The following is a 10,333-nucleotide window of genomic DNA, read 5'->3' as shown; positions in this document are numbered from 1 at the left end:
ACCTGATCATGCGCCTCCCACACCACCCCCATCGCACCCGAACCCAACTCACGCACAATCCGATAACGATCAGCAACCAACAACGATGCGTCGCAGATCGTCGGATCGTCAGACATCGGAGCTTTCCAAGATGAGGAGGCGGGCCTCACCCAGATCCAGGACGTCGCCGACGGACAGCCGAGCCCGTTGAATCGCTTCGCCGTTTCGGAACGTTCCCGAAGACGAATCCAAGTCCACAACGGCGAAGGCCCCCTCGACCACGATGAACTGACAATGCCGGCGTGAAACGGAATCATCCGGGAGCCGCACGTCGGCATCAGTGTCTCGCCCGAGGACATCGCCCGGGTGGATCAGCAGCGTGAGACCGGCCGAAATGCCAGCGGTGACGCTGACCGAGAGCGTCGGGCCGACGACACGGCGTTGCCCATTCCGGCGGCGGGATGCCACCAGCGCCGCGGTTGCGCCGCCCCCGGCGAGCAACGTGAGTGAGCCGCCTCCGACCAGGAACGGCCAGATCGCCGGATCGGGTGGGACAAGGGCGACCTGGCCACGAGTCGAAGCGATGGCGAAGAAGTCCTCTGTGGCGCCGGACATCTCCACGCCGGTGACATCCATGCGCCACTCGCCGGGCTCGGGAGCATCGACGACGACGACCTCGGTGACGTCATCGGTCACGAAGCGCGCGCCGTGGTAGTTCGCATCGACCGGATTCCCCTTGGGATCGATCAGCGCCATATCCAAATCCGAACCCGGCCAGGCCAGGGCGGTGTGGAGCTCGGCGGCACCTTCAGGAATGGTGAACGCACTTGCGGTCGTCGTTTGACCCAGGCCGACTGCGCTGGTGACGGACGCCAGGACGGTGCCCTGCGACTGGTGACGTGCCTGGAGGAAAAGCCCCTGGATCCCGACGATGGTTTCGGCTTGGCCGTAGCTTCCACCGGTCTGATCGGCAAGCTGCCGTAGCAAGCTCTCATCGAGGTTCTCGGCCTCCCCGAACCCGATAGTGAAGATCTTGACCCCCATCGCCTGCGCGCGCGGCACGAGCTGCGACAGGATTTCGCCAGACTCCATTCCCTCGGTGATCAGCCCATCCGACAGCAGGATCAGCGTCCCCCCCTGACCAGCAGCCTCAATCTGGTTCAACCCCTCGGTTAAGCCGGCACCGATGTTGGTCGTGTCTCCCGGGGACAGGCCCGACACCCCAGAGCGGAGCTGGTCCACGTCGCTCGTCATCGGGACAGCGACCGTGGCGAACGTGTCGAATGTCACCAGCCCCGCCTGGGTCGGTGTCCCTCCGCCCGCACCTCCAGACTCCGCACTGAGCGCGCTGAGGATGCCACCGAGAGCCAACTGCGCCGCAGCCATCTTCGACTGCCCGGATGAGTCCGCCGGGTCACCCATCGACCCGCTGACATCCACAACCGCCTGGACAGCTGTGAACCCCGCAGGCAGTGGTTCGACTCCGGAACCTGTCGGATCCAGCGGCGATGCCGTTCGCAGACGCTCGAGGAGGCGATCCAGCTCATCGCCAGCCTGGGCCTCCACCCCCTTCGCCATCGCGTCATGACCCGACTGCTTCGGGTGGAAGCTCCGATGGAACTCCAAGCTGTGCGCCACGATGCCATTGAGCCAGTCAGTGCCCTTGCCACACAGGGCGTGGCGCTTCGAGTCCGTGTCGAGTTCAGTTTGGGACGCCCCACCGCTGCCGTAGTGTTCACCTTCGAAGAACTGGGCCGGGTCAACAAAAGACCAATGGCTGCTGTACTGACGGTCGATGCGCTCGACAACGCGTCGAATGCCATCGTTGAGTCGGGCAACCGTTGACCGGACGCGCCCGACATCGGCTCGGCGGATCCTCTGACACCGGTTTCCTTCCGTCCACCCGCCGTCCCAACGGCCGCTCTCCTCGACGAGCTGCGGGTAGCCCATGACGACGACGACCCCGTCCGCTCGGACGATGCACTCGGCGACGACCTGATAGAGCTCGGGCAAGGTGAGCTTGCCTTTTTCAAGTTGGTCGTCGTCGGATCCGGCGTCGTGCCCACGGGAGCAGTCGAGCGGGGCGTCCAAGTCCACGGAGCTGAAGTCAGTGTCAGTGACTTGGTCGACCCGACGCAGCAGTTCGTCCTCACCCACCGAACAGCCAACCCACGGAGCGGCACCCCAACCCACCCCGCCGTTTGCGATGGAGTCCCTTGCATCCAGCCCAATGCAGTCCATTATGACCTTGCTGAGTCCGCCCGAGGAGAGGTTGTTACCTCCGTAGCTGAAGGACACAGCGCCCCAGCGGCGAGAGCCGAGCTGGGCCCCGTTCAACGCTTCGTCGATCTGAACACCGCCCGTCCCCCCTTGCTGCAGTACGTCATCGGTGATTGCGCCCGTGCAAGCCGTGAAATCAACTGCGAATGACCGGCCATCGTTCGCTGCCGCGAGCGGTCCCCACGCCGCGGATGCTTGAGTATCGTCGGCTCGGGCACGCTCACAGGGGCCGTCATTCGGATGGCGATTCGAGTTGTCCGGCAAGCCCTCGCCCGACGAGAACGAGTCGCCCAATCCGAGCCAAGTCGGCGGCACGCCGGTCGCGGACTGCGTGGGAAGTGCAGGTGAGGCGTTCGCGCGAACCCCGCTGAGACCGGTCACGAGAAGCACCACGCCTAGGCTGGCAAGGGCTCGAACCCGGCTCACCGGAGCCCGCCCTCATCGAGCAACCGCCGCAGAGCTGAGTTCGATACCTGGAGCTCATTTAGGGCCTGAGCGAATGACACGGGCGCTTCGCCCCGACAGGCCGCGAACGCCGAGGCAACGGCAGCCTGTTGCTCTGAAAGCGCCTCCGCGTAGATCCCGGCTGGCGCATTGGCCGCTAGCTCGGAAAGTTCTTGGACCGAACCGACCTGATCGAACTCCACGCCGAGTTTTGCACACGCGGTCGGATCCAATGCCGGATCGACCTTTGCGAGCGCAGTCGCAGCTTCGTCGAACGCCTCCAACCGAACTCGATTCGTCGACCAGAAGTCGCGCATCTCCTCCGAGGGCTCAATCTGCGAGGCGAACGTCTCATCGCTATCGGGCTCGTCACCGCCGCCAAAGATGACGATCGAGCCGATGAGACCCAACACCAGGACAATGACTCCGCCACCGGCGAGGAGCCACAACCTCGCCCGACTGCCTCGACGACCGTCCCGGCGAGCGGCCCGCCCGGCTCCACCCGAGTCCGCAGCGGGGTCCAGTGCGGAGCCACAGACGGCACAGAACCGGTCGGTCGCGCTCGTCACCGATCCGCAGCGCCAACAGCTCTCGGGGCTCACAGATCCACCCCGATCGCTGCTCCGACCGGCGGACCTGCTGAGACACCGACCGCCAACCTGCACGCGCCCCGCGCCGTCCCGAGACTGGTGCTCCGTGCACCAGCGCTTCCGAGGTCGCACGAGTCGGCGATACTCGAGTTGGCGTGCCTTCTTCGCCGTGCGCTAGCTCGAACCAGAGCAGCGGCACCTTGACGAGATGTCGCAATAGCGCAAAGGTCCGAGTCGAGGGATGCCGGCGATGGGGACCCTCTCTCGACAGAGACAAAGGGGGCACCCGAAGGAACCTTCATCGACAGATCGCTAGCTGAGGGCTGCATCGGCGGATTCAATCTCTCGGAGGATTTGCTTCTCTAGATTGTTGAATTCGTCGCCGAGTGCGTTCGTTCGACGGACGAAGGCCTTGTATCCATCGGTGTCGCCGAGGGTGCCCCCGCCTTCGTAGACGAGGTAGAGACCGCTCAAGGCATCCGTCTCGACGATGGTGGTGATCTCTCGCACGATCTGGGCCATTCGGGCCTGCGTCGGTCCCATCCCATTCGGAGCTTCGATTGAATCGAGGTCGGCAGCAACGATGCGACGAGCGTCCACCGCGTTCTGGAAGATCTGGAATGGATCATCGAACCGCGTCTCTGGGTTCCACAGCCTCATCTCCCGGTCGGCAAGTTCGTCCTGGAGTCGCCGATACCTGGCGATAACCGTGGTCACCTGAGTCCGGTAGCCGCTGAGGGCCTGTCGGAGCAGGGCATTCTCCCGAAGCTGTTGACCACCCGCCTCCAGCGCCTCGCCGAACGACGCGACATTCTGCGCCATGCCTTGGGTGGCGTCCGATGGCCGCCGGCCGGCCACCACGGGAATCGCTTCCTCCAGCGCACGGGCGACCTGTGACCAACTCTCGGCTGCGGGCTGGGCAGCCCCGGCCTGCACGTCGATGAGCGGGACCAGTGCCAGATCCTTGAGGGCCTTGAGGAAGATGACCTCGGCGTCGACGGCATTCACCAGCGCTTGCTGGTCGGCCTGGCGGCCGACGTCGGCGTCAGGGATGGCCAGGTGCTCCAGATCGTCGATAGCCGTATCGATGGCCGTGACCACGCCACTCGAGTCGATGTCGGCCCCTTGCCCGATTGCTGCCATTCCAGCGGTGACCGCTTCGTTCGCGTCATCGATGGCATCGATGACGATGCCGGCACCGGTCTCGAAGTCGACCACCGCGGCATTGGCCGCCGCCTTCTCATCCGCCTTCTTCTCGCTCTGCACGAGGAGAAGTGCCACGATGAGACCGATCACGGCCACACCAAGCACCCCGAGCGTGATGAAGATGACTGGCGACCGCCGCTCCTTGGCCGACGCCACGGACGGAACCGCTTCGACTTGTTGCGCCCACGCAGGCGTGCCCCCGCAGGCTCGTGAGGGCGGGGTCATGCCACCAAGCGAGGTCGCGCCGGGCTGGCTGGCCGAAGACGTTCCTGCAGCCGGCGGCATGCTGGAATGCCGCAAGCTGTCCGTCGCTCCCGGGCTGACCATCCATTCGTGGGGGACGGCCGCTGGCGGCAAGCTCGAATGGAGCACGCCAGAGCCTAGGTCGTTGTCGGCGCTGGTCGGGATGACCGACGGCTCCGTTTCCACAGGAGTGTCGGCCTCGGTAGCGGCCCCTCCAGCCAGTGCGCTGGGCCCAGCGGGTGCCTCACTGGCGTCCTCCGGTCGTCGGACGACACCAGGCTCGAGCAGGATCGTTCCCGCTGGGGAACGGCCCGAAACCTCAGCGGTCGCTCCCTCAGGGTCGGTGTCGCCATCGGACGAGTGGTCTGCCTCGGCAACGATCAGGATCGTTCCTGTTCCGGCTGCCGGCGGAGGGGTCTCTGCCGGGTCGAATTCGCTCGCCTCGTCGGCCGGCGAGCTGTCGGGCCTCTGACCCGAGTCCTTATCGGGCGTTTCAGCGTTGTCGCTGGTCATGTCGCCTCCACTACGAGGACGGTCCCGCCGATCGTCACGTGATCACCCGGTGAGAGCGGGGCGCTCTGGATGTGCACGCCGTTGACCGCCGTCCCGTTCAGGGAGTCAAGATCGGAGATGATCCAGTACCCATCGACGGGATCGACCCGAGCATGCCGGCGGCTGGCAAGGTCGTCGGGGATGAGCAGGTCAGATTCCCGCCCGAGATCGGTACCGCCCGAGACCGCCACGGCCCACGAACGGCCATCGGCCATGTAGACGGTCATGACCAGCTGCCTCGCTGCGGTTCTCGAGTCGAGCGGCGGGGTTGGCGGGCTCGGCGGAACCAAACGGGGCCGGTCGGCGATGGCTGGCGGGCCGGAGCCCAGCAAAGCCAGCTCGCCGACCAGTTCTCGGCCGTCACGGGGACGTCGGGTCGGATCGCCGGCGAGGCACCGGGCCAGGAGATCGTCGAGTGGGCCATAACCACTGACCAGGCCGACCGCGGGAGGTTCCCGAACGCCGAGGTTGTCGATCCCGAAGGGGAGCACGCCGGTGATGCACTCGAACGTCAGGCAGCCCCAGGCGAAGACGTCCGAGCTCGGAGCTGGGGCGGCGTTCTCCCACTGCTCAGGGCTCATGTAGCCCGGTGTCCCGCCCCGCAGGGACGACAGGGCCATGCCGAAGTCGGTCACAACGACCCTGGGGCCGAGGAGGAAGACGTTGTCGGGCTTGATGTCGCGATGAACGATTCCGGCCTGGTGGGCGGCGGCCAGGCTCGCCGCGACCTGGCCGGCGATGTTGAACACGGCGTCGAGAGGAAACCTGCCGATCGAATCGAGCTCGTCGCGGAGGGTGGGACCCTCCAGGTACTCCATCGCGATGACCGGTCGGCCACCCTCGGTGAAGACGTCGTGGACCGTGACGACGTTGGGGTGGCTAATCCGCGCGGCTGCGCGGGCCTCCTCGATGGCGATGTCCTCTGACCCTTCGAGGATCAGCTCCTTCAGGGCGATCGAACGGTCAAGGACCGTGTCGTGGGCGCGGTAGACCACGCTCGTGGCTCCCTCGCCGATGACACCGCGCCGCTCGTACCGCTCGTCCATCTCTCGTCCTCACGACTCCTCGGACTTCGGCTTCACCAGGCTTGAGATGGGCACGTCGGCCTGATCCAGCGGGATGCGAGGCTTCGCTTCCTTGAACAGCACCAGCGTCTCGCCCACCTTGAACACGTCGCCGTCGGTGAGCTCAGCTCGATGCACCCGCTCCCCGTTCACATAGGTGCCGTTGGCCGAACCGAGGTCGTAGACGACGTAGACACCGTCTTCGAGCTTGATCCGGGCGTGCTCGCTGCTCACCGTGTCGTCTTCGATCACGTAGTCGGACTTGCCGGCGCGGCCCAGAACTCCACTGTCCTTCTCGATTCGGAAGTCGTGGCCCTTTCGCCGCCCTCGCATGATGACGAGCCAACCGCACACGGGGGCGTCCTGCTTTTGTCCGATCAGGATCGTCCCGGGCCGCTTCACTTCCTCTTTGATGACCGTGCCCGGGCGGGCAGGAGGCGCGCCGCCCGTGACCCCAGGGGCCGCCGCTGGACGGGGAGCGGCCACGGTGAAGCCACCGGCCGGGCGGTTGGCCTGCGGGATCGCCGCTGGAGCCGCGGCCGGGGCCGGGGCCCCGCACGACGGGCAGAACTTGGCGCCCGGGCGTAGAGGGGTTCCGCATTGTTGACAGTTCATCCACTTCCTCCTGTGGTCGTGTCGGGCGCCGGAGCGTCTATGTCCTGTCCGAGCACAACCACCACGTTGGCCTCGACGGGAGCGGGTGGCGGCGGGGTGGGCGGCATCGGCTGAACAGCGTTGGGGAAACCCAGGTCCCTGGCGATAGAGGCGGCAGCGCCCCTATAGCCGGCCTGGAAGTAGATCGCCGTGGCCGGTACCGGGGAGCCGTCGAGGTCGAGGGCCTTCAGGGTGTGATGGCCGGACGCCTTGAGCTCCTCGGTGGCCTTACCGGCGCGGCCACTAAGACCTGAGCCGTTCAGGACCTGGACCCGAACCTCGCGGGGAGCCTGGGTGGAGGTTGGCGCGGTGGTCGTGGCGCCAGCGCCCTCGGTGACGTCGGCCACGTCCTCCTCGCGTTCGACCGCCGGCCGGGCATTCGACTGTGCCTGACCATCGTCCGCACCGAGGCCACCGGAGATGGCGAAACCCAACCCAAGACCAAGGACGGCCACACCGGCGGCGGCTGCGCCGAAGACCGGCTTGTCGAGCCCGAAGACCGTGCTCATGCCGATCGCACCAGGGTCAGGGTGTGATCGCCCAGGGAGATGACGTCACCCACGTTCAAGAGCTCGCGGCCGGCCGGGGCGCCGTTCACCTTCGTCCCGTTGGCCGATCCGAGGTCCTCGATCCAGACGCCGTTGGGATCGATGTCGAACCGGGCATGCGTCCGTGAAACGGTGCCGTCATCGATGACGATGTGCGCTCGGGGATCTCGCCCGACGACGATTCCCGAGCCGATCAGTGGGAAGGTCCCGTTCGCACCGGCCAGCGCAAAGGGTGACGCCGGACCCGGAGGCGGAGGGGTGGGTGTGAACGGCGCCGGCGCCGAAGGGCGGGCACCGCCCACTGTGGCCAGAGCCGGTTTCCGCCTCAGCAGCAGCACCGCCAGGAGCGCCCCCAGCGCGGCGACCCCTGCCACGACGGCGATGACGATGCCCGCCGACGATGACTCGGGCTCGGGCGGAATCTCGGGCCCGCCGCCGAGGGTGAAGCTCCGGGTGGCCTGGGCATCGACACCCGGAGCCATCACATGCACGGCAATCGTGTGATCGCCGACCCCGGCGGTCGACTCCCACGCAAGGCGGTACTCACTGGCCAGCCCGGCGGACATGTCCCGGTAGACGCTGTTCAACTGCGATGCGTCAGTGACCGTCGCCACCCGACCGGGCTGGCTTGCGGTGAGCTGGACCAGCTCGGCGGTGTCGACCCCGCCGAGCGCCAGCCCATAGAGCTTGACCCCGTTGGCCGTGAGGGCATCCAACACGGCCTCCGGCGGGTTGAGACTCCCGTCGTCCTCGCCGTCGGTGAGGAGGATGATGGCCCGGTTGGGTGAAGGTTGCTGTGCCAGGCGTCCGACCGCGGCGACGATGGCATCGCGCATCGGGGTGTCACCGCCAGGTGTGAGGGCGTCAATACGGGCCGGGTCCCGCGCCTCGCCGAACTGCAGGACCGGCTGCTCGGCTTCTCGACCGAAGCCGTAAACCTCGACCTGGTCCTCCGGGGTGAGGGTGCCGAGGAAGGTCTTGGCGCCGTCGATGGCGCCACGCATCTGGTCCTCGCGCATCGAACCAGACGTGTCGATCAGAAGGCTCACCGTGAGCGGACCTTCCTCAGGGTGGCTCGCCCGCACGTCGACGTTCTGGACCAGTTGGTCGTCTTCGAAGACGCTGAAAGTCTCCGGGCGGAGGCCGCCGACTTCCAGGCCCGCCCCGTCATACACACGGAGTAGGACCTGGACGGCTGGAGGGGCCTCGGAGACAACGTCTCGGATGTCGACCCGGCCCCCTGGAGTGGGCTGGGAGGCCACCACCGCGGCCGGCGCCAGGACTGTTGCCATCGCCCCCACCACCACGCATGCGCGCCAGGTGGCCTTCATAGGACTGCCCCCAGGCCCAGGCCCAGCAGCAACGCGGAGGCGAACACGACCACGAGGCTGAGGACGAAACTCCCCCACTCGACGGACTCCGATCGGAGCGGCTCTGACGGCGCCACACCGCCACGACGGATTTGAGTGGAGTGTCCGGCCTGGCTCTGGCCGGTGACCGAAGCGCTGGAGACCGGCCTGACGATCATCTCCTCGGATCCAGGCGCTGCCGGGAACTGCCAGGCCACCGCAGTGATGTTGTCCTGCGATTCCCACTGCTCCGCCAGGCCGGTAAGGCTGTCGCAGGCTTCCTGGAGCGACGAGGTCGAGTTGAGCACCTCGGCGAGCGTCGGCCGTGGGACCACGCCGTGAAGCCCATCCGTGGAAAGCAGGAGCACGTCACCTGGGGTCAGGGCGACCCGGTAGATATCAACCTCGGGAACTCCCCCGGCACCGAGTGCCCGCTCCAGCACGTTCTGCTCCGGGTGGCCCATCGCCTCATCCTCGGTGATGGTGCCGTTCCGCACCAGTTCGCCGACTCGTGAGTGGTCGTCGGTCACCTGCTCGAGCAGGCCGTTGCGCAGGAGGTAGACCCGGGTATCGCCGACATGGCCAATGATCGCTTCGTTCCCGACGACGGCACACAGCGTCAGGGTGGTGCCGGCCCCGGCGAACTCGTCCGGGAGATTACGGACGGCGAAGTCGGCTCGAAGGACGGCCTCACGCATGAGCGCGCCGTCGATGACCTGGCCATCCACTGCACCGACGGACTCAGAGATCGCTGTGGCGCTGGCGACGTCGCCGGCGTTAAGCCCGCCCATGCCGTCGGCCACGCCGAGCACCGCCACCAGGGCGGTTCCGTCCAACGCACGGTCGTTGAGGTGCCAACTGTCCTGGTTCGTTTGGCGCGGACCGATGCGGCTGCTCGCCCCCATCCGCTGCAGTAGCCGAGGCGTCATCTCACTCCCTGACGATCCGGGTGCCCCGGTCAGTCGGTTCTGTCGCGGGCTGGGCCACCGGCGACGGGGGGAACGCCGCCACGGGAGCCGCCGGCGGGGTGGCCGAATCAGTCAGGATCGTCGGGTTAGCGGGCGGAGGGAACGCCGCCACGGGAGCCGGCTGCACACCCAGAGGAGTCACGGCCTTGCCACAGGAGGGGCAGGTCTGCCACGCCGGACGCATCCGGAAATCACACGACGGGCACCGACGGTTCGCGAGCGAGCCTCGGACCGCAGCGGCGATGCCGACGGCCAAGAGCACACCGAGCGCCACCGCTCCGATCATCACCCCCAGGGCGCCTTCGGGAGCCCACCCACCCTTCAACGCCAGGGAGGGGTCGACCGGACCAGTCGAGGGGTAGATCAGCCCGAGTTGATCGTCGGGCCGGGCGCTACCGAGCAGGGCCGTCCGCACCCCGTCGCCACGGAGCGGCCGATCGGTGAACCCCTCGACCC

General features: G+C 67.0%; 8 protein-coding genes and 1 pseudogene. All 9 read right to left on the bottom strand.

What is annotated here, in order from left to right:
- Positions 1 to 108: 108 nt before the first annotated feature.
- Positions 109 to 2,640, bottom strand: a complete 2,532-nt coding sequence (locus PKD89_RS19225; RefSeq protein WP_324332852.1) for an FHA domain-containing protein — start codon at positions 2,638 to 2,640, stop codon at positions 109 to 111.
- A gap of 41 nt (positions 2,641 to 2,681) precedes the next feature.
- Entirely contained in the window at positions 2,682 to 3,116 is a 435-nt protein-coding gene (locus PKD89_RS19220; RefSeq protein WP_289011014.1) for a hypothetical protein, read from the bottom strand.
- 489 nt (positions 3,117 to 3,605) lie between these two features.
- Positions 3,606 to 5,255: a hypothetical protein gene (locus tag PKD89_RS19215; protein ID WP_324332850.1), complete on the bottom strand. Its 1,650-nt coding sequence runs from the start codon at positions 5,253 to 5,255 to the stop codon at positions 3,606 to 3,608.
- Positions 5,252 to 6,340: an FHA domain-containing serine/threonine-protein kinase gene (locus PKD89_RS19210; protein ID WP_289011016.1), complete on the bottom strand. Its 1,089-nt coding sequence runs from the start codon at positions 6,338 to 6,340 to the stop codon at positions 5,252 to 5,254. Before PKD89_RS19210 ends, PKD89_RS19215 begins: the two co-directional genes overlap by 4 nt.
- A gap of 9 nt (positions 6,341 to 6,349) precedes the next feature.
- Entirely contained in the window at positions 6,350 to 6,973 is a 624-nt protein-coding gene (locus PKD89_RS19205; protein WP_289011017.1) for an FHA domain-containing protein, read from the bottom strand.
- Positions 6,970 to 7,521, bottom strand: a complete 552-nt coding sequence (locus PKD89_RS19200; RefSeq protein WP_289011018.1) for a LytR C-terminal domain-containing protein — start codon at positions 7,519 to 7,521, stop codon at positions 6,970 to 6,972. Before PKD89_RS19200 ends, PKD89_RS19205 begins: the two co-directional genes overlap by 4 nt.
- Positions 7,518 to 8,852: an FHA domain-containing protein gene (locus PKD89_RS19195; protein ID WP_289011019.1), complete on the bottom strand. Its 1,335-nt coding sequence runs from the start codon at positions 8,850 to 8,852 to the stop codon at positions 7,518 to 7,520. The genes PKD89_RS19200 and PKD89_RS19195 overlap by 4 nt, the downstream gene beginning before the upstream one ends.
- 35 nt (positions 8,853 to 8,887) lie before the next feature.
- Positions 8,888 to 9,838 (bottom strand): PP2C family protein-serine/threonine phosphatase, encoded by a 951-nt coding sequence (locus PKD89_RS19190; RefSeq protein ID WP_289011020.1) that lies wholly within the window; start codon positions 9,836 to 9,838, stop codon positions 8,888 to 8,890.
- A gap of 1 nt (position 9,839) precedes the next feature.
- A pseudogene (locus PKD89_RS19185) lies at positions 9,840 to 10,333 on the bottom strand (hypothetical protein); the annotation flags it as partial.

Origin of the sequence: Candidatus Neomicrothrix sp. (assembly GCF_035329545.1) — a bacterium.
In the GTDB taxonomy this organism is placed as follows: domain Bacteria; phylum Actinomycetota; class Acidimicrobiia; order Acidimicrobiales; family Microtrichaceae; genus Microthrix; species Microthrix subdominans.
Note: the sequence above shows the minus strand (reverse complement) of the source record. Positions and strands in the feature narration are given on the sequence as shown.

Bases quoted from the DNA above. Each gene is read 5' to 3' on its own strand.
- PKD89_RS19190 (WP_289011020.1), bottom strand. From the start codon at position 9,838: ATGACGCCTCGGCTACTGCAGCGGATGGGGGCGAGCAGCCGCATCGGT.
- PKD89_RS19210 (WP_289011016.1), bottom strand. From the start codon at position 6,340: ATGGACGAGCGGTACGAGCGGCGCGGTGTCATCGGCGAGGGAGCCACG.
- PKD89_RS19215 (WP_324332850.1), bottom strand. From the start codon at position 5,255: ATGACCAGCGACAACGCTGAAACGCCCGATAAGGACTCGGGTCAGAGG.
- PKD89_RS19195 (WP_289011019.1), bottom strand. From the start codon at position 8,852: ATGGCAACAGTCCTGGCGCCGGCCGCGGTGGTGGCCTCCCAGCCCACT.
- PKD89_RS19205 (WP_289011017.1), bottom strand. From the start codon at position 6,973: ATGAACTGTCAACAATGCGGAACCCCTCTACGCCCGGGCGCCAAGTTC.
- PKD89_RS19200 (WP_289011018.1), bottom strand. From the start codon at position 7,521: ATGAGCACGGTCTTCGGGCTCGACAAGCCGGTCTTCGGCGCAGCCGCC.